At 58.7% G+C, this 22,224-nt stretch carries 21 protein-coding genes; 13 read left to right on the top strand and 8 right to left on the bottom strand.

The genetic code is table 11. The features are described 5' to 3' along the window. Positions 1-102: 102 nt before the first annotated feature. Positions 103-1,197: an iron-sulfur cluster carrier protein ApbC gene (gene apbC, locus GIV35_RS13570; protein ID WP_034135812.1), complete on the bottom strand. Its 1,095-nt coding sequence runs from the start codon at positions 1,195-1,197 to the stop codon at positions 103-105. A gap of 172 nt (positions 1,198-1,369) precedes the next feature. On the opposite strand from apbC, the gene metG reads away from it, so the two are divergent. The 4 genes from metG to GIV35_RS13550 all read left to right on the top strand — a co-directional run bounded on the left by metG (position 1,370) and on the right by GIV35_RS13550 (position 5,467). Then, complete coding sequence (gene metG / locus GIV35_RS13565) at positions 1,370-3,421, top strand: methionine--tRNA ligase (protein ID WP_034135813.1); 2,052 nt, start codon at positions 1,370-1,372, stop codon at positions 3,419-3,421. Between the two features lie 88 nt (positions 3,422-3,509). After that, positions 3,510-4,478: an electron transport complex subunit RsxB gene (gene rsxB, locus GIV35_RS13560; RefSeq protein ID WP_105225909.1), complete on the top strand. Its 969-nt coding sequence runs from the start codon at positions 3,510-3,512 to the stop codon at positions 4,476-4,478. A gap of 60 nt (positions 4,479-4,538) precedes the next feature. Continuing rightward, positions 4,539-5,177: an endonuclease III gene (nth, locus tag GIV35_RS13555; RefSeq protein WP_003188989.1), complete on the top strand. Its 639-nt coding sequence runs from the start codon at positions 4,539-4,541 to the stop codon at positions 5,175-5,177. A 107-nt stretch (positions 5,178-5,284) separates the two neighbouring features. Continuing rightward, positions 5,285-5,467: a PA3496 family putative envelope integrity protein gene (locus GIV35_RS13550; protein WP_014717144.1), complete on the top strand. Its 183-nt coding sequence runs from the start codon at positions 5,285-5,287 to the stop codon at positions 5,465-5,467. Between the two features lie 83 nt (positions 5,468-5,550). On the opposite strand, the gene GIV35_RS13545 is transcribed toward GIV35_RS13550, so the two are convergent. The 3 genes from GIV35_RS13545 to GIV35_RS13535 all read right to left on the bottom strand — a co-directional run bounded on the left by GIV35_RS13545 (position 5,551) and on the right by GIV35_RS13535 (position 9,051). Next, on the bottom strand, positions 5,551-6,183 hold the full coding sequence (locus tag GIV35_RS13545) for a response regulator transcription factor (protein ID WP_003188986.1): 633 nt from the start codon (positions 6,181-6,183) through the stop codon (positions 5,551-5,553). 612 nt (positions 6,184-6,795) lie between these two features. After that, positions 6,796-8,013, bottom strand: a complete 1,218-nt coding sequence (locus GIV35_RS13540; protein ID WP_003188984.1) for an argininosuccinate synthase — start codon at positions 8,011-8,013, stop codon at positions 6,796-6,798. A 129-nt stretch (positions 8,014-8,142) separates the two neighbouring features. Next, positions 8,143-9,051, bottom strand: coding sequence for a flagellar protein MotY (locus GIV35_RS13535; protein ID WP_223023000.1), 909 nt, complete (start codon positions 9,049-9,051; stop codon positions 8,143-8,145). 156 nt (positions 9,052-9,207) lie between these two features. Here GIV35_RS13535 and pyrC point away from each other — a divergent pair, with 156 nt between their 5' ends. Together pyrC and rnt are read left to right on the top strand one after the other, a co-directional pair. Further along, positions 9,208-10,254 carry a dihydroorotase gene (gene pyrC, locus GIV35_RS13530; RefSeq protein ID WP_032893318.1) on the top strand — a complete coding sequence of 349 codons (1,047 nt, stop codon included), beginning with the start codon at positions 9,208-9,210 and terminating at the stop codon, positions 10,252-10,254. Beyond that, the gene (gene rnt, locus GIV35_RS13525; protein WP_003188980.1) at positions 10,251-10,922 is read left to right on the top strand and encodes a ribonuclease T; all 672 of its coding nucleotides are present in this window, start codon (positions 10,251-10,253) and stop codon (positions 10,920-10,922) included. The genes pyrC and rnt overlap by 4 nt, the downstream gene beginning before the upstream one ends. 65 nt (positions 10,923-10,987) lie before the next feature. Here the strand turns inward: rnt and GIV35_RS13520 are convergent, their stop codons facing one another. After that, positions 10,988-11,590, bottom strand: a complete 603-nt coding sequence (locus GIV35_RS13520; RefSeq protein ID WP_034096135.1) for a peroxiredoxin — start codon at positions 11,588-11,590, stop codon at positions 10,988-10,990. A 243-nt stretch (positions 11,591-11,833) separates the two neighbouring features. Between GIV35_RS13520 and GIV35_RS13515 the strand changes: the two genes are divergently transcribed. Both GIV35_RS13515 and bfr read left to right on the top strand, forming a co-directional pair. Next, positions 11,834-12,052, top strand: coding sequence for a bacterioferritin-associated ferredoxin (locus GIV35_RS13515; RefSeq protein WP_017526354.1), 219 nt, complete (start codon positions 11,834-11,836; stop codon positions 12,050-12,052). Positions 12,053-12,252: 200 nt separating this feature from the next. After that, complete coding sequence (gene bfr, locus GIV35_RS13510; protein WP_054898039.1) at positions 12,253-12,723, top strand: bacterioferritin; 471 nt, start codon at positions 12,253-12,255, stop codon at positions 12,721-12,723. A gap of 68 nt (positions 12,724-12,791) precedes the next feature. Here the strand turns inward: bfr and grxD are convergent, their stop codons facing one another. Beyond that, positions 12,792-13,130, bottom strand: a complete 339-nt coding sequence (gene grxD, locus GIV35_RS13505; RefSeq protein ID WP_054898038.1) for a Grx4 family monothiol glutaredoxin — start codon at positions 13,128-13,130, stop codon at positions 12,792-12,794. Positions 13,131-13,207: 77 nt separating this feature from the next. Beyond that, on the bottom strand, positions 13,208-15,316 hold the full coding sequence (locus GIV35_RS13500) for a molybdopterin oxidoreductase family protein (RefSeq protein WP_105225907.1): 2,109 nt from the start codon (positions 15,314-15,316) through the stop codon (positions 13,208-13,210). Between the two features lie 433 nt (positions 15,317-15,749). Here GIV35_RS13500 and argF point away from each other — a divergent pair, with 433 nt between their 5' ends. Both argF and GIV35_RS13490 read left to right on the top strand, forming a co-directional pair. After that, positions 15,750-16,670: an ornithine carbamoyltransferase gene (gene argF, locus GIV35_RS13495; RefSeq protein ID WP_200648446.1), complete on the top strand. Its 921-nt coding sequence runs from the start codon at positions 15,750-15,752 to the stop codon at positions 16,668-16,670. Beyond that, positions 16,667-17,776 (top strand): ABC transporter ATP-binding protein, encoded by a 1,110-nt coding sequence (locus GIV35_RS13490; protein WP_034126462.1) that lies wholly within the window; start codon positions 16,667-16,669, stop codon positions 17,774-17,776. Before argF ends, GIV35_RS13490 begins: the two co-directional genes overlap by 4 nt. A 134-nt stretch (positions 17,777-17,910) precedes the next feature. On the opposite strand, the gene ybaK is transcribed toward GIV35_RS13490, so the two are convergent. Continuing rightward, positions 17,911-18,381, bottom strand: a complete 471-nt coding sequence (gene ybaK, locus GIV35_RS13485; protein ID WP_057021816.1) for a Cys-tRNA(Pro) deacylase — start codon at positions 18,379-18,381, stop codon at positions 17,911-17,913. 327 nt (positions 18,382-18,708) lie between these two features. Here ybaK and GIV35_RS13480 point away from each other — a divergent pair, with 327 nt between their 5' ends. The 3 genes from GIV35_RS13480 to GIV35_RS13470 all read left to right on the top strand — a co-directional run bounded on the left by GIV35_RS13480 (position 18,709) and on the right by GIV35_RS13470 (position 21,998). Further along, positions 18,709-19,566, top strand: a complete 858-nt coding sequence (locus GIV35_RS13480) for an MIP/aquaporin family protein (protein WP_014717136.1) — start codon at positions 18,709-18,711, stop codon at positions 19,564-19,566. 76 nt (positions 19,567-19,642) lie between these two features. Then, a complete protein-coding gene (gene glpK, locus GIV35_RS13475) occupies positions 19,643-21,148 on the top strand; it encodes a glycerol kinase GlpK (protein WP_032893327.1) in 1,506 nt (501 codons plus the stop codon). A gap of 94 nt (positions 21,149-21,242) precedes the next feature. Then, the gene (locus GIV35_RS13470; RefSeq protein ID WP_003188962.1) at positions 21,243-21,998 is read left to right on the top strand and encodes a DeoR/GlpR family transcriptional regulator; all 756 of its coding nucleotides are present in this window, start codon (positions 21,243-21,245) and stop codon (positions 21,996-21,998) included. Positions 21,999-22,224 lie beyond the last annotated feature (226 nt).

Genomic DNA, 22,224 nt, shown 5'->3' with positions numbered 1-22,224 from the left:
AGCAAGCCCTATTGGCGCCCCACCTGTAGGAGCGAGCGAGCTCGCGAAAAACCTGAGAGCACCACGGATCGTCAGGCTTTTCGCGTAACCGTTAAAGCCAAATCAATCGTCGCTCACGGTAATGGTCGGCATCGCCGGCGCCGTCGCTTCCTGCAAAACAATCCGCGCACCGACGTGACGGGCCAATTCCTGATAGATCATCGCGATCTGCCCATCAGCCTCTGCCGCTACGGTAGGTTTGCCACCATCGGCCTGCTCGCGAATCTCCATCGCCAATGGCAACGATGCCAACAGTTCAACGCCATACTGGGTAGCGAGCTTCTCGCCCCCACCTTCACCGAACAGATGCTCGGCATGTCCGCAGTTGGAACAGATGTGCACCGCCATGTTTTCCACAACACCCAGCACCGGGATGTTGACCTTGCGGAACATCTCCACACCTTTCCTGGCGTCGAGCAGCGCCAGGTCCTGAGGCGTGGTGACAATCACTGCACCGGCCACCGGAACTTTCTGCGCAAGGGTCAACTGAATGTCGCCGGTGCCTGGCGGCATGTCGATCACCAGGTAGTCGAGGTCGCCCCAAGCCGTTTGTGTGACCAGTTGCAGCAACGCACCGGAGACCATCGGCCCGCGCCAGACCATCGGCGTGTTGTCATCGGTGAGAAACGCCATGGACATCACTTCCACACCCAGCGACTCGATGGGCACAAACCATTTCTGATCCTTCACCTTCGGCCGCGTGCCTTCCGCGATGCCGAACATCACGCCCTGGCTCGGCCCGTAGATGTCGGCATCGAGAATGCCCACGCGCGCACCTTCCCGGGCCAGGGCCAGGGCCAGGTTGGCCGCGGTGGTGGATTTACCCACGCCGCCCTTGCCGGACGCCACCGCCACCACGTTCTTGACGTTGGCCAGGCCAGGGATCTGCGCCTGGGCCTTGTGCGGCGCGATCACACATTGGATATCGACCTTGGCCGAACCCACGCCGTCCAGGCCCTCGATGGCCATTTGCAACATCTGCGCCCAACCGCTTTTGAACAAACCTGCGGCATAACCCAGTTGCAACTGCACCGACACTTGGTCGCCCTGGACCTCGATGGCACGCACACAACCGGCACTGACCGGGTCCTGGTTCAAATAAGGGTCGGTGTACTGGCGAAGAACGGCTTCCACCGCTGCGCGATTGACGGCGCTCATGGGCTACTCCCGAAAAAAGACTGACTGAAACAGGCGGCTATCCTAACCGTTCCAGCCGCCGAGCGGCATGCTTTCGAAGGTGCGCAAGACACTGAAACAGCGTCACGGGGTGAAATAAATTTCCCAGCGCTTTATAGTGGCCGACCTCCGTTTCATCAAGTAGCCGAGCCCCATGTCCGAGCCACGCAAGATCCTCGTCACCAGCGCCCTGCCCTATGCCAATGGTTCCATCCATCTTGGCCATATGCTTGAGTACATCCAGACCGATATGTGGGTGCGCTTCCAAAAGCATCGCGGCAATCAATGCATTTATGTCTGCGCGGACGACGCCCACGGTTCGGCCATCATGCTGCGCGCCGAAAAGGAAGGCATCACCCCGGAACAACTGATCGCCAATGTGCAGGCTGAACACAGCGCCGACTTTGCCGAGTTCCTGGTGGATTTCGACAATTTCCACTCGACCCACTCCGAAGAAAACCGCGAGCTGTCGAGCCAGATCTACCTGCGGCTGAAGGAAGCCGGGCACATCGACCAACGTTCGGTGACCCAGTATTTCGACCCGGAAAAGAAAATGTTCCTGGCCGACCGTTTCATCAAGGGCACCTGCCCGAAATGCGGCACCGAAGACCAGTACGGCGACAACTGCGAAAAATGCGGCGCGACCTACGCACCGACCGACTTGAAGGATCCCAAGTCAGCGATCTCCGGTGCCACTCCGGTGCTCAAGGACTCGCAGCACTTCTTCTTCAAGCTCCCGGATTTCCAGCAAATGCTGCAAACCTGGACGCGCAGCGGTACCTTGCAGGACGCCGTGGCCAACAAACTCTCCGAATGGCTCGACAGTGGCCTGCAGCAGTGGGACATCTCCCGCGACGCGCCGTACTTCGGCTTCGAGATTCCGGGCGAGCCGGGCAAGTATTTCTATGTATGGCTGGACGCGCCGATCGGCTACATGGCCAGCTTCAAGAACCTGTGCGACCGCACCCCGGAGTTGGACTTCGACGCGTTCTGGGGCAAGGACTCCACCGCCGAGCTGTACCACTTCATCGGCAAGGACATCGTCAACTTCCACGCGCTGTTCTGGCCAGCGATGCTTGAAGGCTCGGGCTACCGCAAGCCGACCGGTATTGCCGTGCACGGCTACCTGACGGTCAACGGCCAGAAAATGTCCAAGTCCCGTGGCACCTTTATCAAGGCGCGCACCTACCTGGACCACCTGTCGCCGGAATACCTGCGCTATTACTACGCGTCCAAGCTGGGCCGTGGCGTCGACGACCTGGACCTGAACCTGGAAGACTTCGTACAGAAGGTCAACTCGGACCTGGTGGGTAAAGTCGTCAACATCGCCAGCCGTTGCGCCGGGTTTATCCACAAGGGCAACGCCGGTGTATTGGTAGCCGAGAACGCCGCACCGGAACTGACCGACGCCTTCCTGGCCGCCGCGCCAAGCATCGCCGACGCTTATGAAGCCCGCGACTTTGCCCGCGCCATGCGCGAGATCATGGGCCTGGCCGACCGCGCCAACGCGTGGATCGCCGACAAGGCGCCGTGGTCACTGAACAAGCAGGAAGGCAAGGAAGCTGAAGTCCAGGCGATCTGCGCCACCGGAGTCAACCTGTTCCGTCAGTTGGTGATCTTCCTCAAGCCGGTGCTGCCATTGCTGGCCGCCGATGCCGAGGCGTTCCTCAACGTGGCGCCGTTGAGCTGGAACGATCACACCACCTTGCTCGGCAATCATCAATTGAACGCGTTCAAGCCCTTGATGACCCGAATTGACCCGGTGAAAGTCCAGGCCATGACCGACGCTTCGAAAGAAGACCTGGTCGCCAGCCAGACCGATACCGGCCAATCCGCGCCGGCGGGCAATGGCGAACTGGCCAAGGACCCGATTTCCCCGGAAATCGATTTCGACGCCTTTGCCGCCGTAGACCTGCGTGTGGCGCTGATCATCAAGGCCGAAGCCGTCGAAGGTGCCGACAAGCTGCTGCGCCTGACGCTGGATATCGGTGACGAACAGCGCAACGTATTCTCCGGCATCAAGAGCGCTTACCCGGACCCGTCCAAGCTCGATGGCCGCCTGACCATGATGATCGCCAACCTCAAGCCACGGAAAATGAAGTTCGGCATTTCCGAAGGCATGGTGATGGCGGCGGGCCCTGGCGGCGAAGAAATCTACCTGCTGAGCCCGGACAGCGGTGCCAAGCCGGGTCAACGCATCAAGTAACCTCTGCAAAATGCCCCGCTGTTGCTAACGGCGGGGCTTCTCAGCTTGCCCTCCTCCCTGGGCCGGGCGTCAACGCTATGATCACAGCATGAACCTCATTCAACGTATCGACGCGCTGCTGCCGCAGACTCAATGCGGCAAGTGCGGGCACCCGGGTTGCAAGCCTTACGCAGAAGGTATCGCTAAAGGCGAAGCCATCAACAAGTGCCCGCCCGGTGGGCAGGAAACCATTGAGGGGCTCGCGCAACTGCTGCGCCTGCCGGTACTGGAGCTGGACACCAGTCGTGGAGATGCGCCTGCGCAAGTCGCCTATATCCGCGAAGCCGAATGCATCGGTTGTACCAAATGCATCCAGGCCTGCCCGGTGGACGCCATTGTGGGTGCCGCCAAGTTGATGCACACCGTGATTGTCGACGAGTGCACCGGTTGCGACCTGTGTGTTGCGCCCTGCCCTGTCGACTGTATCGAGATGCGCCCGCTTGCTGACGTTCTGCCTATCGTCGGTGACTTGGCCAGCAACGATGATGAACGGCGTGCGCGCGACCTCAAACGCAACCGGGCACGGCGACGCTTCGAACAACGTAACGCCCGTCTGCAACGTGAAGAAGCTTGCATGCTCGCCGAACGCCTGGCACGAGCCAAGCGCGCAGCGCCGATGGAGGTGGCACCGGTCGATAATACTCAGGCCGCTCAGGACGCTGCGATCAAGCAGGCCAAAAGCAGCGTCGCCATGAGTCGCGCTCAGTTGCACAAATCCTTGAAAGCGTTTGGGCATCCGCCGACCTTTGAGCAACAGTCGCAATTGATTATGCTGCAGCGACAGTTCGAGGCATCCGAGCAGGCGCTTACCGCACTAGAGACCAACAGCTCACCGCAGCCACCACAGACGGCCACTAAAAGCGCCGAGTTCAAGCGCGCAAAAATCCAGCTGGCCATGCGCCGTGCAGCGTTGAAAAAGGCTCAGGATCACCATGCTGACGAGCATCAATTGGCAGCCTTGAAAGCCGCATTGAGTGATGCCGAGCAAACGCTACAAGATGCCGAGGCCAACGGCTAACCCACTGCGCTGTGTATTGCTAACATTACGCCGACCGCCTGCAAGGAAACGTCTGTCCCTATGAATGCCGCAAAACGCCTGGAAATCTTCCGCAGGTTTCACGAAGACAATCCGGAACCGAAAACCGAACTGGCCTACTCCTCACCGTTCGAATTACTGATTGCGGTGATCCTTTCGGCTCAATCCACGGACGTTGGCGTTAACAAGGCCACGGCGAAGTTGTACCCCGTGGCCAATACACCCGCCGCGATTTACGCCCTGGGTGTGGAAGGCCTGTCCGAATACATCAAGACCATCGGCCTGTATAACAGCAAAGCCAAGAATGTGATCGAAACGTGCCGCCTGCTGCTGGAGCTGCATGGGGGTGAGGTGCCACAAACCCGCGAAGCCCTCGAAGCCTTGCCTGGCGTGGGCCGCAAAACGGCTAACGTGGTACTCAATACGGCGTTTCGGCAGTTGACCATGGCGGTGGACACGCACATTTTCCGCGTCAGCAACCGAACCGGCATTGCGCGGGGCAAAAATGTGGTTGAGGTGGAAAAGCAATTGATGAAGTTCGTGCCCAAGCCCTATCTGCTCGACTCCCACCATTGGCTGATCCTGCACGGACGCTACGTTTGCCAGGCCCGCAAGCCGCGCTGCGGCAGCTGCCGTATCGAAGACTTGTGCGAATACAAGGACAAGACCTCCGACGATTGAGCGATCATTGGTTTTTGTGATCAGGCGATTGAAAAAATCTTTTTTACCCGTTCGCGGATTATCGCTATAAGGAGCCCCAACGGCAGTCTTAGCCTGGAGTTGACCTTATGAGCGCTGGCAACGAACAACTGGAAGTGGAAGACGACCTCGTTGAGTCGGATGACGATGTGGTAGAGGCACCTGTAGCAGAGGTGGCCAAGACCAATTTAAGCAAACGCCGCACTATCGACAATCTTCTGGAAGAGCGACGCTTGCAAAAACAGCTGGCCGATTACGACTTCGATCTCTGATCAAGCCGTTGACGGCCGGAAGCCTCCCTGACGGAGGCTTTTTTCTGCCGGTTACACGGGTATTCAAGGGGTGCAATATCCTCCTAGACCAAGCCGTTGCGTTGGGCCAGTTCGATCAGGTCCACGAGGGACCTGGCATTGAGCTTGAGCAGCAAGCGCGTCTTGTAGGTACTGACGGTTTTGTTGCTGAGGAACATGCCATCGGCAATTTCCTTGTTGGTTTTGCCACGGGCCAGTTGCTGCAGCACCATCATCTCCCGCCCCGATAAGCGTTCGACCATGTCGGCTTCACTGGCATTGCCCATGGTTGACCGTACTGAGTTGAGCGCCTGGTTCGGGAAATAGCTATAGCCGGAAAGCACCGCCTTGATGGCACTGAGCAACTCTGTCAGATCCTGCTGCTTGCACACATAGCCGGCGGCACCTGCCTGCATGCAGCGCATGGAAAAATGGCCGGGCGCCTGGGACGTCAGCACCAGCACCTTGAACGAGACGGCTTGCTTGGTCGAAGCCAGCCGACAAATAACTTCCAGGCCGTCGAGCTTGGGGATTCCGATATCCAGTATCACAATATCCGGCATATGTTCCCGTGCAAGTTGCAACGCATCGACACCGTTATCAGTCTCGGCAACGACCTCATAACCATGACGCTCCATTAGCATGCGCACAGCAAGACGAATGACGGGATGATCATCCACGATCAGCACTTTATTCATGAGAAAGTCCAATTTCGCTGTTCGAATTATTTAGAGCAAACACAATAGCCTAGTCGATTACTAGTTGGCATAGCATTCCCCCCCGAGCAAGAGCAGGCAGAGACCCAACCCACAAGAAGATAGGAATTAGCCTACAAAAATTCGCCAACTTAGATGCATAGAGCTTTATGGTTGCTTTCAGACCTTTCTCGACGCGTACATATTTTGAGTGAAAGATCATGACCATCAGCCCGTAAAAGTAAACGTGCCGCACAAGCCTTTCAGGAAATACCCCTTGTTTGTCGCAATGACGCCAGCAAACCGCCCCGAAAAAACTATCCGCATTAGTTCCATTTAACATATTTCGACACTTCCATAATTCCTACAGAAAATTCAACAACTCACATATCCATTGCAGCTACATGAGTGAATTTTCTGTCAGACATAGTTCCTCATCAGATGTAAAAAATCATTCAACCTTAAAAATATAAAGATAAACTGGATAATAATTGCGCAAGTTACGGAAAAATCCTTAAACACACGCTAAACGCTAATAAACAGCGCCGCATCTAAAATCCAGGCAAAAAAAAGGCCCCTTGCAAAAGGGGCCTTTTTTCACGACGGGCGCACGGTTCAGAACAACGAGCGGCCCTTGTTGGCAGCAATGCGCATGCGCAGTGCGTTCAACTTGATGAAGCCTGCCGCGTCCGCCTGATTGTAGGCGCCGCCGTCTTCTTCGAAGGTGGCGATGTTGGAGTCGAACAGCGACTCATCGGACTTGCGGCCGGTGACGATCACGTTGCCCTTGTACAGCTTCAGGCGCACGACACCGTTCACGTGAGCCTGGGAGGCGTCGATCATCTGTTGCAGCATCAGACGCTCAGGGCTCCACCAGTAACCGGTGTAGATCAGGCTGGCGTACTTGGGCATCAGCTCGTCTTTGAGGTGCGCGACTTCGCGGTCCAGGGTGATGGATTCGATGGCGCGGTGGGCGCGCAGCATGATGGTGCCGCCCGGGGTTTCATAGCAGCCACGGGACTTCATGCCAACGTAACGGTTCTCGACGATGTCGAGACGGCCGATACCATGCTGACCGCCGATACGGTTCAGGGTCGCCAGTACGGTGGCCGGGGTCATTTCAACGCCGTCCAGCGCAACGATGTCGCCGTTGCGGTAAGTCAGTTCCAGGTACTGCGCCTTGTCTGGAGCGTTCTCCGGGGAGACCGTCCATTTCCACATATCTTCTTCGTGCTCGGTCCAGGTGTCTTCCAGCACGCCGCCTTCATAGGAAATGTGCAGCAGGTTGGCGTCCATCGAGTACGGCGACTTCTTCTTGCCATGGCGCTCGATCGGAATAGCGTGCTTTTCAGCGTAATCCATCAGCTTCTCACGGGACAGCAGGTCCCATTCACGCCACGGCGCAATGACTTTAACGCCTGGCTTGAGTGCGTAGGCACCCAGTTCGAAACGTACCTGGTCGTTGCCCTTGCCGGTGGCGCCGTGAGAAATGGCGTCGGCGCCCGTTTCATTGGCGATCTCGATCAGGCGCTTGGCGATCAGCGGACGTGCGATGGAGGTACCCAGCAGGTACTCACCTTCGTAGACAGTGTTGGCGCGAAACATCGGGAAAACGAAATCGCGGACGAACTCTTCGCGCAGGTCGTCAATGTAGATCTCTTTCACGCCCATGGCTTGCGCCTTGGCACGTGCAGGTTCGACCTCTTCACCCTGACCCAGGTCAGCGGTGAAGGTCACCACTTCACAGTTATAAGTATCCTGCAGCCACTTGAGGATCACCGAAGTGTCCAGGCCGCCGGAATACGCGAGAACGACCTTGTTTACGTCGGCCATGCCATCACTCCACGGGGTTGTACGGAAAGGCGACGATTCTACCGATCAAAACCGTGAAATTACAGGGGCGCGACAGCAAATGAAGATAAAGCGACAGATTATGTCGAGTGGGCGACCGATGGTCGCCTCTTATGAGGTAGCCGCCGGGTTGCTCGGCGCAGTGGCCTGAGGCGCCGGTTTCTCTGGGGTAGCCACCCGCTCAAGCTGAATATTTACACGGCGGTTACGCGCACGGTTGGCGGCATTGGTGTTGGGCGCCAAGGGGTAGCTTTCACCATGGAAGCGCATCGTGATTTGCGATTCCTGGATGCCGTTGGCCTTGAAGTAGTCCATCACCGCCAGGGCGCGGCGCCGTGAGACGTCACGGTTGGTCAGGCGATTGCCACTGTTGTCGGAATGACCGTTCAACTCGACATGATTGACCGTGGGATCGGCTTTCATGAATGCCAGGATCACCGACAACTTCTTCTTGGCCGCCGCGTCCAGCTCAATACCACCACCGGGGAAGCCCACTTCAGTCTGTTTGACCTGGTCGTAATTCATGGGCAGCAGCTTGGTGGTGCACACCTGATAATCGTTGTACGCCTTGTTGAACTTCACAGGCAGCAGGCGAATTTCCGAGTAGCCGCCTTGACGCCCGTAATGCCGCACGGTCGGGCTGCGCCCTTCAAGCAAACCCGTGAACAGGCGGCCGGCCTGGGCCTGGGAGCTATTGAACAGGACCTCGCCGCTGCCGACACGCACGGCCCCAAGGTTGATATCACCTCGGCCCGGCTGCCACGGCGCGGCCGCGGCCAATAAGGTTGCCGAGCCGGCGCCAAGGGTGCCGCCATAGGTTTTCAGACGAAACGTTGCCTGCTCGCCGGCCCGGCGCACGAACTCACCGGAACCGAAATCGGTGATCGGCTGGGTCAGGCGGCACTCGAACTGATCGCCCTCTACCTTCCACTCAATATTCTCCAGACGTGTCTGGAACGTGAGGGCCGCCGCAGGCAGGCTGGCGAACACACTGAGCAGGGCTAGATAATACTGGCGCACGGGAGGCTCCACTGGTTTCTACAACACTTCAAAGCGTCATACATCGTTAAGGCATACCCGGAGATATCGGTAGCATCCGGCAAAACTTGATAGCGAGTGCCTGCAAGAGTCTTTTCCGGTAGCATTCCCACCAGATTGACCCGCCTGGAATCCCCAATGTCCGACCGCCTGACCCTGCTGCGTCCCGACGACTGGCATATTCATCTTCGCGATGGTGCTGCGTTACCCCAAACCGTGGCCGATGTGGCCCGCACGTTTGGCCGTGCCATCATCATGCCTAACCTGGTACCTCCGGTGCGCAATGCCGCAGAAGCCGACGCCTATCGCCAGCGCATCCTCGCTGCACGACCGGCCGGCAGCCGCTTCGAACCGTTGATGGTGCTCTACCTGACCGACCGCACCCAGCCTGAAGAAATCCGTGAAGCCAAGGCCAGCGGTTATGTGCACGCCGCCAAGCTGTACCCGGCAGGTGCGACCACCAACTCCGATTCCGGTGTAACCAGTATCGACAAGATCCTGCCGGCGATCGAAGCCATGGCGGAGGTCGGCATGCCATTGCTGATCCACGGGGAAGTCACCCGTGGCGACGTGGATGTGTTCGATCGCGAAAAAATCTTCATCGATGAACACATGCGTCGTGTGGTCGAGTTGTTCCCTACGCTCAAAGTGGTGTTTGAACACATCACCACCGCCGATGCGGTGCAGTTCGTCAGCGAAGCGTCGGCCAACGTTGGCGCGACCATCACCGCTCATCACCTGCTCTACAACCGCAACCACATGCTGGTGGGCGGGATTCGGCCGCATTTCTATTGCCTGCCTATCCTCAAGCGCAATACCCACCAGGTGGCACTACTGGATGCCGCCACCAGCGGCAGCCCGAAGTTCTTCCTCGGCACCGACTCTGCGCCACACGCCCAGCACGCCAAGGAAGCCGCATGCGGCTGCGCCGGCTGCTACACCGCGTTTGCCGCCATCGAGTTGTACGCCGAAGCGTTCGAACAGCGTAACGCGCTGGACAAACTCGAAGGTTTCGCCAGCCTCAACGGCCCGCGTTTCTACGGCCTGCCGGCGAATACCGACCGCATTACCCTGGTCCGTGAAGACTGGACCGCCCCTGCCAGCCTGCCGTTTGGCGAGCTGACCGTTATCCCGCTGCGCGCCGGTGAAACACTGCGCTGGCGCCTGCTGGAGGAAAGCAAGTGAGTGAAGACCATTACGACGACGAACAAGAGCACGGCGGTGGCGGCTCGCGCCATCCGATGGCCGAGCGTTTTCGCGGTTATCTGCCGGTTGTCATCGACGTAGAAACCGGTGGTTTCAACTGCGCCACCGACGCCTTGCTGGAAATCGCCGCAACCACCATCGGCATGGACGAACAGGGCTTTGTGTACCCGGAACACACTCATTTCTTCCGCGTCGAGCCGTTTGAAGGCGCCAATATCGAAGCCGCTGCCCTGGAATTCACCGGGATCAAGCTCGACCACCCGCTGCGCATGGCGGTAAGTGAAGAAGCGGCGCTGACCGATATCTTCCGTGGCGTGCGCAAGGCGTTGAAGGCCAATGGCTGCAAACGTGCGATTCTGGTCGGCCACAACAGCAGTTTCGACCTGGGCTTCCTGAACGCCGCCGTGGCGCGGCTGGACATGAAGCGCAACCCGTTTCATCCGTTCTCCAGTTTCGACACCGCAACGCTTGCCGGCCTGGCCTACGGTCAGACCGTTCTGGCCAAAGCCTGCCAGGCGGCCGGTATCGACTTTGACGGGCGTGAAGCCCACTCGGCCCGCTACGACACCGAGAAGACCGCCGAGCTGTTCTGCGGCATCGTCAATCGGTGGAAACAGATGGGCGGCTGGGAAGACTTCAACGACTGAAGGCAAATCCCGCGCATAAAAAAACCGGCCTTTTCAGGCCGGTTTTTTTGTACCGTGACGTTGGCTTACAGCTTGCCAGCGTTCTCGGTCAGGTAAGCCGCTACGCCTTCAGGCGAAGCGTTCATGCCTTTGTCGCCTTTTTTCCAGTTGGCAGGGCAGACTTCGCCGTGCTCTTCGTGGAATTGCAGCGCGTCGACCAGGCGGATCAGCTCTTCCATGTTACGGCCCAGCGGCAGGTCGTTGATGATCTGCGAGCGCACAACGCCCTTGTCGTCGATCAGGAACGCGCCACGGAATGCCACGCCGCCTTCGGACTCAACGTCGTAAGCCTTGGCGATCTCGTGCTTCATGTCGGCAGCCATGGTGTATTTGACTTTGCCGATGCCGCCGTCGTTGATGGCGGTGTTGCGCCAGGCGTTGTGGGTGAAATGGGAGTCGATGGAAACCGCGACCACTTCAACATTGCGCGCCTTGAAATCGTCCATGCGGTGGTCCAGGGCGATCAGCTCCGAAGGGCAGACGAAGGTGAAGTCCAGCGGGTAGAAGAACACCAGGCCGTATTTGCCTTTGATGGCTTCAGACAGCTTGAAGCTGTCTACGATTTCGCCATTGCCGAGGACGGCTGGTACGTCGAAATCCGGGGCTTGTTTACCGACGAGTACGCTCATTGGATATCTCCTGATATAGGGGTGACGATTGAAGTAAAAGGACCGGTCGAGTCTGCCTGTGGAAACAGACAGAAATATGACGCAATCACGCTTCGTGAAGACCGACCATCATACACCGAAAAAACCGTTCGTCAGCGCACGGGCAATTCCCCCCGGATTGCTGCTGAAACTATTTTGACAATCATTCTCGTTAACATTAAGATCCATCGCACTTAAGCCATAAACCCGCGACGGTTCTCACTTATGTATGTCTGCCTCTGCACTGGCGTCACCGACGGACAAATCCGCGAAGCAATCTATGAAGGTTGCTGCAGCTACAAAGAAGTGCGTGAAACCACCGGCGTTGCCAGCCAGTGCGGCAAATGTGCTTGCCTGGCCAAGCAAGTGGTACGGGAAACCCTGACGCAGCTGCAAACAGCCCAGGCCGCACTCCCCTACTCGACAGAATTTACACACGCCTGATAGGCATGTTTTAAAGAGCCGGACCTTGTGTCCGGTTTTTTTATGCCTGTAATTCAATTAGTTAGCGCCAAGACGCGGAACACAAACATTCTTATTCCGATTAATTTTCATTTATTATTCAATAACTTAGGTTTGACACTAGGATTTTCACCGCTCAGACTCCGCCCTATACACAGCTATTACAGGGCAGGACCCCAGTCATGAAAGGCGACATCTCAGTCATCCAGCAACTCAACAAAATCCTTGCCAATGAACTGGTCGCGATCAATCAGTACTTCCTGCATGCGCGCATGTACGATGACTGGGGCCTGGAAAAGCTCGGCAAGCGTGAATACAAAGAATCGATCAAGGCCATGAAGGACGCCGACGCGCTGATCAAGCGCATCCTGTTCCTGGAAGGCCTGCCGAACGTGCAGGACCTGGGCAAGCTGAACATCGGTGAGCACACCCAGGAAATGATCAGCAGCGACCTGGGCTTTGAGCGCAAGAGCCACAGCGACCTGAAGGCTGGTATCGCTCACTGCGAAACCAAGGGCGATTTCGGCAGCCGTGAACTGTTGGAAGATATCCTGGAAGATCAGGAAGAGCATATCGACTGGCTTGAAACCCAGTTGGGCCTGATCGACAAGGTCAGCCTGGAGAATTACCTGCAATCGCAGATGGGTGAATAACCCGTAGCGTTCAGGCACAAAAAAGCCCCGCTCTCACCAGAGAAGCGGGGCTTTTTATTGCTCGCCCATTAGGCGTCAGTCTTGACTGCTGCTTTTTGCGCTGCGTCTTTGATCAGCGCTTGCAGCGAACCATCAGCTGCCATTTCAGTGATGATGTCGCTACCGCCAACCAGCTCACCGGCTACCCACAACTGCGGGAAAGTCGGCCAGTTGGCATACTTTGGCAGGTTGGCGCGGATTTCAGGGTTTTGCAGGATATCCACGTAAGCGAACTTCTCGCCACATGCCATCACAGCCTGGGACGCTTTTGCGGAGAAACCGCACTGAGGCGCGTTAGGTGCGCCCTTCATGTAAAGCAGAATGGTGTTGTTGGCAATCTGCTCTTTGATCGTTTCGATGATATCCATGGAACACCTCTGCAGGAACTTTGCGACTCACGGGTCGGCACGGTGGCGCATTGTAACGCAAAAATCCAGCAGGATGCTCAGGCCGCCGCCACCTTCACCGGTACGCCGTTGAGCGCCGCATTACCCGACAACTCGTCCAATTGCCGCTCGTCGGTCAAGTCATTGGCACTCGCCCCCGGCTGGCTGCTCGCGATGCTCATCTGCACGCCCGGACGACCGTGGCCCCAGCCGTGAGGCAGGCTGACCACACCCGGCATCATGTCCGTGCTGGCCGCTACTTCCACTTCGACCATACCGATACGCGAACTCACCCGCACCCGCTGGCCATCGCTCAACTGACGGCTAGCCAGATCATCGGGGTGCATCAGTAGTTGATGGCGTGGCTTACCCTTCACCAGTCGGTGATAGTTATGCATCCAGGAATTATTGCTGCGCACATGCCGCCTGCCAATCAATAGCAGTTCGTCGGCCACCGGCACCGGCTGCGCGGCGAAACGCGCCAGGTCGGCCAGGATCACGGCCGGTGCCGCTTGCACCTTGCCATCCGCGGTTTTCAAACGTGCCGCGAGGTTGGGCTTGAGCGGCCCCAGGTCGACGCCATGGGGATGATCCGCCAACATCGCCACCGACAGTTTATGACTGGATGCGTCACCATAGGCACCCGCACGCAGGCCAAAGTCGATCATCTGTGCCGGTGGCAGGGTGGGCTTGAGCACCGCGCCAGTGTGCGCCGCAAACGCCTTGGCCAAGCCGACAAAGATCTCCCAGTCATGCAATGCACCCTCAGGCTTGGGCAGGATGGCGCGATTGAAGCGTGTGACATTGCGTACCGCGAACAAATTGAAGGTGGTGTCGTAGTGATCGTTTTCCAGCGCCGAGGTGGAGGGCAAGATCAGGTCGGCATAACGCGTGGTCTCGTTGATATACAGGTCGATGCTGACCATGAACTCCAACCCGTCCAGGGCTTGTTCCAATTGGCGGCCGTTAGGCGTGGACAGTACCGGGTTGCCGGCCACCGTCACCAGGGCGCGGATCTGCCCTTCACCCTCGGTCAGCATTTCTTCGGCCAGGGCTGACACCGGCAGTTCTCCGCCGTACTCCGGTCGCCCGGACACGCGGCTCTGCCAGCGGTTGAAATGGCCGCCGCTGGTGGAGGCCACCAGGTCCACCGCGGGGCTGGTGCAGAGCGCGCCGCCGACGCGGTCCAGGTTGCCGGTCACCAGGTTGATCAGTTGCACCAGCCAATGGCACAGCGTGCCAAACGCTTGGGTCGAGACCCCCATGCGGCCATAACAAACGGCCTTGTCAGCGCCGGCGAAGTCCCTGGCCAACTGGCGAATCTGCTCGGCAGGCACCGCACACTGGCGGCTCATGGCCTCGGCATCGAAGCCGGTAATCGCCTTGCGTACATCATCCAGGCCTTGCACCGGCAAATGGCTGTCGCGTGTCAGCCCTTCGGAGAACAAAGTGTTGAGCACCCCAAACAACAATGCCGCATCGCCGCCGGGGCGCACGAACACGTGCTGGTCGGCGATGGCTGCCGTCTCGCTGCGCCGAGGGTCGACCACCACCACTTTTCCGCCCCGCGCCTGGATGGCCTTGAGGCGTTTCTCCACATCGGGCACGGTCATGATGCTGCCATTGGAAGCTAGCGGGTTGCCGCCGAGAATCAACATGAAGTCGGTCTGGTCGATATCGGGTATGGGCAACAACAGGCCGTGGCCGTACATCAGGTGACTGGTGAGGTGATGAGGCAGTTGGTCTACCGAGGTCGCGGAAAAACGATTGCGCGTCTTCAACAGCCCTAGAAAGTAGTTGCTGTGGGTCATCAACCCATAGTTATGCACGCTTGGGTTGCCCTGATACACCGCCACCGCGTTCTGCCCATGCCGCGCCTGGATACCCGCAAGCCGCTCGGCCACCAGGGCAAAGGCTTCATCCCAGGCAATCGGCTGCCATTCGCTGCCCACCCGTCGCATGGGTTGGTGCAGGCGGTCTGGGTCATTCTGGATGTCCTGCAGGGCCACGGCCTTGGGGCAGATGTGGCCGCGACTGAAACTGTCCAGAGGGTCGCCCTTGATCGAGGTGATCGCCAGGCTACCGTCTTCGGCTTGGGTGGTTTCCAGGGTGAGGCCGCAGATGGCTTCGCACAGGTGGCAGGCACGGTGGTGGAGAGTCTTGGTCATGGCCAGTCTCTTTTATAGGGGCTTTGACTCAACTATGGGCCGCGACCACTTGGCGCGCCAGCAACCTTCGCGTTGTGAATCGACGGGCATAGGCCAGGGCATGGCTAAGCATGAGCAAATGTTTCAGAAACCTTGTCGGCAGGCGCTGAAACCGACGCGACCTGGCCCAAGCCCGCCCCCGCGCATTGCAAAAGGCCTGGACGCCAGTGTACAAATGGCTCGCTGCTGTCAGGAATTCGTCTTCAAACGCGCGCCAGCGCCCTGCTTGAACACCCCTAAAGCCGTAGCCCTATTGGTAAAACGCGACATTTAATGTCAATATCGCGTCTTCCCCTATTTCGTCGCCCCGTGCGGCTTTCGCCGCAGGTCTCGCCCGTTGTCGCAATAAACAAGGCTTTGAGTATCTGCGGTCTGTTGCAAAAGGTAGTTAATGATGAGCGCAAGGCACTTTCTCTCCCTGATGGATTGCACGCCCGAAGAGCTGGTCAGCGTGATCCGTCGAGGCATTGAGCTTAAAGACCTGCGTAACCGCGGTGTACTGTTTGAGCCGTTGAAAAACCGGGTACTCGGGATGATTTTCGAAAAGTCCTCGACCCGCACACGCCTGTCGTTCGAAGCCGGCATGATCCAGCTGGGTGGCCAGGCCATCTTCCTGTCACCGCGCGACACCCAATTGGGCCGTGGTGAGCCGATCAGCGATTGCGCCATCGTGATGTCGCGCATGCTCGATGCCGTGATGATCCGTACCTTCGCCCACAGCACCTTGACCGAATTTGCCGCCAACTCCCGTGTGCCCGTGATCAACGGCCTGTCCGATGACCTGCACCCCTGCCAGTTGCTGGCCGACATGCAAACCTTCCTCGAACACCGTGGCTCGATCCAAGGCAAGACCGTGGCCTGGATCGGCGATGGCAACAACATGTGCAACAGCTATATAGAAGCGGCGATCCAGTTCGACTTCCACCTGCGCATCGCCTGCCCTGAAGGCTACGAGCCCAGCGCGGAGTTCATGGCCAAGGCCGATGGCCGTGTGCAACTGCTGCGCGATCCGAAGGATGCGGTGGTCGGCGCACACCTGGTCAGTACCGACGTCTGGACCTCCATGGGCCAGGAAGACGAGACCGCCAAGCGCCTGGCCAGGTTCGCGCCGTTTCAGGTGACCCGTGCGTTGCTCGACCTGGCCGCGCCAGACGTGCTGTTCATGCACTGCCTGCCCGCCCACCGGGGCGAAGAAATCAGCCAGGACCTGCTCGACGATTCGCGCTCAGTCGCGTGGGATCAGGCCGAGAACCGCCTGCATGCGCAAAAAGCCTTGCTCGAATTCCTCGTACCACCGTCGTACCACCACGCATGAGCCAATCATTACTGCTGAACCTGCGCAATCTGGCATGCGGCTATCAAGACCAGCGCGTCGTGCAGAACCTCAACCTGCACCTCAACGCCGGCGATATCGGTTGCCTGCTCGGCTCTTCAGGGTGTGGCAAGACCACTACCCTGCGCGCGATTGCTGGCTTTGAGCCGGTGCATGAAGGCGAAATCAGCCTGGCGGGCGAAGTCATCTCCCGTGCCGGTTTCACCCTCGCCCCGGAAAAACGTCGTATCGGCATGGTGTTCCAGGACTACGCGTTGTTCCCGCACCTGAGCGTGGCTGACAACATCGCCTTTGGCATTCGCAAGCACCCGCAAAAAGAGCGCGTAGTTGCCGAGTTGCTGGAACTGGTCAACTTGAAGAACCTGGGCAAGCGCTTCCCCCATGAGCTTTCCGGTGGTCAGCAACAACGCGTCGCCCTCGCCCGGGCCCTGGCGCCGGAGCCGCAACTGCTGTTGCTGGATGAACCCTTTTCCAACCTCGATGGCGAACTGCGCCGCAAGCTCAGCCATGAAGTGCGCGACATCCTCAAGGCTCGCGGCACCAGCGCGATCCTGGTAACCCATGATCAGGAAGAGGCCTTCGCGGTCAGCGACCATGTCGGCGTGTTCAAGGAGGGTCGTCTTGAGCAATGGGACACGCCCTACAACCTCTATCACGAACCGCAGACGCCTTACGTTGCCAGTTTCATCGGCCAGGGGTATTTCATCCGTGGTCGGCTGAACTCGCCCGAATCGGTCAGCACTGAACTGGGCGACCTGCGCGGCAACCGTGCCTACACCTTGCCGACCGGCGCTGCGGTGGACGTGCTGCTGCGCCCGGACGATATCGTGTATGCGCCGGACAGCGCGTTGAAAGCCCGGATCGTCGGCAAGACCTTCCTCGGCGCCTCAACGCTGTACCGGTTACAGTTGCCGACCGGCGCTCAGTTGGAGTCGATTTTCCCCAGCCATGCCGATCACCAAGTGGGCGCAGAGGTGGGGATTCGTGTGGCGGCTGAGCATTTGGTGGTGTTCCAGGCATCCGGCAGCACAGCGGCGCAGATTCCTGCTGTTGAGTCAGGCGTGCGCCGCCACAGCGTCGCTCACTGATAAAACCGGGTCGGAATGTAGGACCTGGCTTGCCTGCGATGCAGACAACTCGGGTTATCTGTTACACCGCGTTGATGCTATCGCAGGCAAGCCAGCTCCCACATTTGATCCTCATAGACTTCAAAGAATAATTATCAGGCCCGCCCGATCGGTGCGAATTTGGCCTGGGTGTGTTCAGCCAACACCGCTGCTGGCAATTCGACTTCCAATCCTCTTCTGCCCGCGCTGACAAAAATCGTTGCAAAGGGTTGCGCCGTTTCATCGATAAACGTTCGCAGCCGCTTCTTCTGACCCAGCGGGCTGATGCCGCCCAACAGATAACCGGTGGAACGCTGCGCCGCTGCCGGGTCAGCCATTTCGACTTTCTTCACACCCGCAGCGTGAGCCAGGGCTTTCAAGTCCAGACTTCCGACGACCGGCACCACGGCCACCAACAATTCGCCCTTCTCGCTACTCGCCAAGAGCGTCTTGAACACCTGCGCCGGGTCGAGGCCCAATTTCTCCGCAGCTTCCAGGCCATATGACGCCGCCTTGGGGTCATGTTCATAACTGTGAATGCGATGTTCGGCGCGAACTTTTTTCAACAAATCCAGTGCGGGCGTCATGGCGTCTCCGGCAGGGAAAACAGGTGCCCAATTCTAGGCCAAGCGCCGGCAAAACGCTCTAGTTCAAGCGCTGCTGGCTCACAGCTCCGGGATACACGGCGTGATCATTCATCAGACCAATAGTTCGAAAGTGACCAATGGTTCACTTTCGACCTTTGACAGCGGTCATTCTTGTCTATATTTTTTCGTTTCCGAATACTGTAGGAATAGTCCATCAGTGCTCCAGCAGTAAGCCGCGGCTAAGGATGGGGATCCTCGTCACGGTGAAAATCGCGCAACCGCCCGTTGAGGCAGTGCGCAAGACAAGAACAACAATTGAGGTTTTCCATGACAACTGCTCTTCAACAGCCTTCACTTTCGAGCCAATGCATGGCCGAATTCCTGGGCACCGCGCTGCTGATCTTCTTCGGTACAGGATGCGTCGCCGCGCTCAAGGTCGCGGGTGCGAGCTTTGGCTTGTGGGAAATCAGTATCATCTGGGGGGTCGGCGTGAGCATGGCGATCTACCTGAGTGCCGGTATTTCCGGGGCTCACCTCAACCCGGCGGTCAGTATCGCCCTGTGCATCTTTGCCGATTTTGAAAAGCGCAAACTGCCCTTCTATATTCTTGCCCAGGTCGCCGGCGCCTTTTGCTCCGCCGCCCTGGTGTACACGCTCTACAGCAATCTGTTTTTCGATTACGAACAAACCCACCACATGGTCCGCGGCTCACAAGCCAGCCTGGAATTGGCGTCGGTGTTCTCCACCTATCCCCATGCGCTGCTGAGCACGGCCCAGGCATTCCTGGTGGAGATGGTCATCACCGCCATCCTGATGGGCGTGATCATGGCTCTGACCGATGATAACAACGGCCTGCCACGTGGCCCCCTGGCCCCCCTGCTGATCGGTTTGCTGATCGCCGTAATCGGCAGCGCCATGGGCCCGTTGACTGGCTTTGCGATGAACCCGGCACGGGATTTCGGTCCCAAGCTGATGACCTTTTTCGCCGGTTGGGGTGAAATGGCCTTTACTGGCGGTCGCGATATTCCTTATTTCCTGGTGCCGATTTTCGCTCCGATTGTCGGCGCATGCCTGGGCGCTGCGGCCTATCGCGGGCTGATTGCTCGCCACCTGCCGAGCGCCGCACCGGCTATCGCTGAAGAAACACCTGACACGGCTGTCAACGGCAAGACTCGTATTTCCTGAAAGCGCCAGCCTGGCCCCCTGCCCTTCGCGGCCCAGGCTGATTTCTGACTTCCTTATTTCGTCCAAGGCAATTGACATGACCGACCTTCAGAATAAGAACTACATCATTGCCCTTGATCAGGGCACCACCAGTTCCCGGGCGATCATCTTCGATCGTGACGCCAACGTGGTGTGTACCGCCCAGCGTGAATTCGTCCAGCACTACCCGCAGGCTGGCTGGGTTGAACATGACCCGATGGAAATCTTCGCCACCCAGAGCGCGGTGATGGTCGAAGCGCTGGCGCAGGCCGGCCTGCACCATGACCAGGTGGCCGCCATCGGTATCACCAACCAGCGTGAAACCACGGTGGTCTGGGACAAGATCACCGGCCGCCCGATCTATAACGCCATTGTCTGGCAGTGCCGCCGCAGTACCGAGATCTGCCAGCAGCTCAAGCGCGACGGCCATGAGCAATACATCAGCGACACCACGGGCCTTGTGACCGACCCGTACTTCTCCGGCACCAAGCTCAAGTGGATCCTCGACAACGTCGAAGGCAGCCGCGAACGTGCGCGCAATGGCGAACTGTTGTTCGGCACCGTCGACAGCTGGCTGATCTGGAAATTTACCGGCGGCAAGACCCACGTCACCGACTACACCAATGCTTCGCGCACCATGCTCTTCAACATCCACACCCTGGAGTGGGATGCGAAGATGCTGGAGATTCTCGACATTCCGCGGGAAATGCTCCCTGAAGTGAAGTCGTCGTCGGAAATCTATGGCCGTACCAAGAGCGGCATTGCTATCGGCGGCATTGCCGGTGACCAGCAAGCGGCCCTGTTTGGCCAGATGTGCGTGGAAGCGGGCCAGGCCAAGAACACCTACGGCACCGGCTGCTTCCTGCTGATGAACACCGGCGACAAGGCGGTGAAATCCAAGCACGGCATGCTCACCACCATCGCCTGCGGCCCACGCGGCGAGGTGGCCTATGCCCTGGAAGGCGCGGTCTTCAACGGTGGCTCTACCGTGCAATGGCTGCGTGACGAGCTGAAGATCATCAACGATGCCCACGACACCGAATACTTTGCCGGCAAGGTCAAGGACAGCAACGGCGTGTACCTGGTACCCGCCTTCACCGGCCTCGGCGCGCCCTACTGGGACCCGTATGCCCGTGGCGCACTGTTCGGCCTGACCCGTGGCGTACGCGTAGACCACATTATTCGCGCAGCCCTGGAGTCGATTGCCTACCAGACCCGCGACGTCCTCGACGCCATGCAACAGGACTCGGGCGAACGCCTCAAGGCCCTGCGCGTGGACGGCGGCGCGGTTGCCAACAACTTCCTGATGCAATTCCAGGCCGACATCCTCGGCACCCAGGTAGAACGCCCGCAAATGCGCGAGACCACCGCCCTCGGCGCGGCCTACCTGGCGGGCCTGGCGTGTGGCTTCTGGGGCAGCCTGGACGAGTTGCGCGGCAAGGCAGTAATCGAGCGCGAGTTCGAGCCACAGCTGGATGAGGCGGCCAAAGAGAAACTCTACGCCGGCTGGCAGAAAGCTGTGAGCCGCACCCGTGACTGGGAGCCGCACGAAGGCGCCGAATAAGCCAAGCGCTGGCTTACGGTAGGTTGTAACTGGCAGGGAGCGGATTCCTGCGTCATCATGGGCCACTTTTGTATGGCAGCCCAAAGGACGCCCCATGAATCTGCCTCCCCGCCAACAACAAATCCTCGAACTGGTCCGCGAACGCGGGTACGTCAGTATCGAGGAAATGGCGCAGCTATTCGTTGTCACCCCGCAAACCATCCGCCGCGATATCAACCAGCTGGCGGACGCCAACCTGTTGCGCCGCTACCACGGCGGCGCAGCCTATGACTCCAGTGTCGAGAACACCGCGTACGCCATGCGTGCCGACCAGATGCGCGACGAGAAGCAACGCATCGGTGAAGCCATCGCCGCGCAGATTCCCGATCACGCCTCGCTGTTCATCAACATCGGCACCACCACCGAATCCATCGCCCGTGCGCTGCTCAATCACAGCCACCTGAAAATCATCACCAACAACCTCAACGTCGCCACCATGCTCAGTGCCAAGGACGACTTCGATGTGTTGCTCACCGGCGGCAATGTGCGCCGTGACGGTGGTGTGGTGGGCCAGGCCAGTGTCGACTTCATCAACCAGTTCAAGGTCGACTTTGCCCTGGTGGGCATCAGCGGGATCGACGAGGACGGCAGCCTGCTGGACTTCGATTACCAGGAAGTGCGGGTTTCCCAGGCAATCATCGCCAATGCGCGGCAGGTGATCCTGGCGGCGGACTCCAGCAAATTCGGGCGCAATGCCATGATTCGCCTGGGGCCGATCAGCCTGGTGGACTGCCTGGTGACTGACCAGCAGCCGGTGCCGGCGTTGGTGCAAGTGCTGAATGAGCACAAGGTGCGGCTGGAAGTCGTTTAGCGCCTGTTCAGGCGTCATCGCGGGCAAGCCCGACTCCCACAGTTTGAAATGCGATCAAATGTGGGAGCCGGGCTTGCCCGCGATGACGGCCTCACTAACACCCATACATTCACCTTTGTTCATAATTCTTCCTTTCTCCACCCTTCGATGAGTTTTTTCAATCGAAGTCGGGTGGCTGTGCCCGCAATTATCAGCTACCATTTTCGCAAATGAACATTCATGTTCG

The organism is Pseudomonas sp. PA-1-6B (assembly GCF_021609545.1).
GTDB classification, from domain to species: domain Bacteria; phylum Pseudomonadota; class Gammaproteobacteria; order Pseudomonadales; family Pseudomonadaceae; genus Aquipseudomonas; species Aquipseudomonas fluorescens_BV.
The sequence above is the reverse complement of the archived record's forward strand: the minus strand, read 5'-3'. Positions and strand labels throughout refer to the sequence as shown.

Bases quoted from the DNA above. Each gene is read 5' to 3' on its own strand.
- bfr (WP_054898039.1), top strand. From the start codon at position 12,253: ATGAAAGGCGACATCTCAGTCATCCAGCAACTCAACAAAATCCTTGCC.
- pyrC (WP_032893318.1), top strand. From the start codon at position 9,208: ATGTCCGACCGCCTGACCCTGCTGCGTCCCGACGACTGGCATATTCAT.
- GIV35_RS13490 (WP_034126462.1), top strand. From the start codon at position 16,667: ATGAGCCAATCATTACTGCTGAACCTGCGCAATCTGGCATGCGGCTAT.
- glpK (WP_032893327.1), top strand. From the start codon at position 19,643: ATGACCGACCTTCAGAATAAGAACTACATCATTGCCCTTGATCAGGGC.
- GIV35_RS13545 (WP_003188986.1), bottom strand. From the start codon at position 6,183: ATGAATAAAGTGCTGATCGTGGATGATCATCCCGTCATTCGTCTTGCT.
- GIV35_RS13515 (WP_017526354.1), top strand. From the start codon at position 11,834: ATGTATGTCTGCCTCTGCACTGGCGTCACCGACGGACAAATCCGCGAA.
- rsxB (WP_105225909.1), top strand. From the start codon at position 3,510: ATGAACCTCATTCAACGTATCGACGCGCTGCTGCCGCAGACTCAATGC.
- grxD (WP_054898038.1), bottom strand. From the start codon at position 13,130: ATGGATATCATCGAAACGATCAAAGAGCAGATTGCCAACAACACCATT.
- GIV35_RS13540 (WP_003188984.1), bottom strand. From the start codon at position 8,013: ATGGCCGACGTAAACAAGGTCGTTCTCGCGTATTCCGGCGGCCTGGAC.
- GIV35_RS13550 (WP_014717144.1), top strand. From the start codon at position 5,285: ATGAGCGCTGGCAACGAACAACTGGAAGTGGAAGACGACCTCGTTGAG.
- GIV35_RS13520 (WP_034096135.1), bottom strand. From the start codon at position 11,590: ATGAGCGTACTCGTCGGTAAACAAGCCCCGGATTTCGACGTACCAGCC.
- metG (WP_034135813.1), top strand. From the start codon at position 1,370: ATGTCCGAGCCACGCAAGATCCTCGTCACCAGCGCCCTGCCCTATGCC.
- GIV35_RS13480 (WP_014717136.1), top strand. From the start codon at position 18,709: ATGACAACTGCTCTTCAACAGCCTTCACTTTCGAGCCAATGCATGGCC.
- nth (WP_003188989.1), top strand. From the start codon at position 4,539: ATGAATGCCGCAAAACGCCTGGAAATCTTCCGCAGGTTTCACGAAGAC.
- ybaK (WP_057021816.1), bottom strand. From the start codon at position 18,381: ATGACGCCCGCACTGGATTTGTTGAAAAAAGTTCGCGCCGAACATCGC.
- GIV35_RS13500 (WP_105225907.1), bottom strand. From the start codon at position 15,316: ATGACCAAGACTCTCCACCACCGTGCCTGCCACCTGTGCGAAGCCATC.
- apbC (WP_034135812.1), bottom strand. From the start codon at position 1,197: ATGAGCGCCGTCAATCGCGCAGCGGTGGAAGCCGTTCTTCGCCAGTAC.
- GIV35_RS13470 (WP_003188962.1), top strand. From the start codon at position 21,243: ATGAATCTGCCTCCCCGCCAACAACAAATCCTCGAACTGGTCCGCGAA.
- argF (WP_200648446.1), top strand. From the start codon at position 15,750: ATGAGCGCAAGGCACTTTCTCTCCCTGATGGATTGCACGCCCGAAGAG.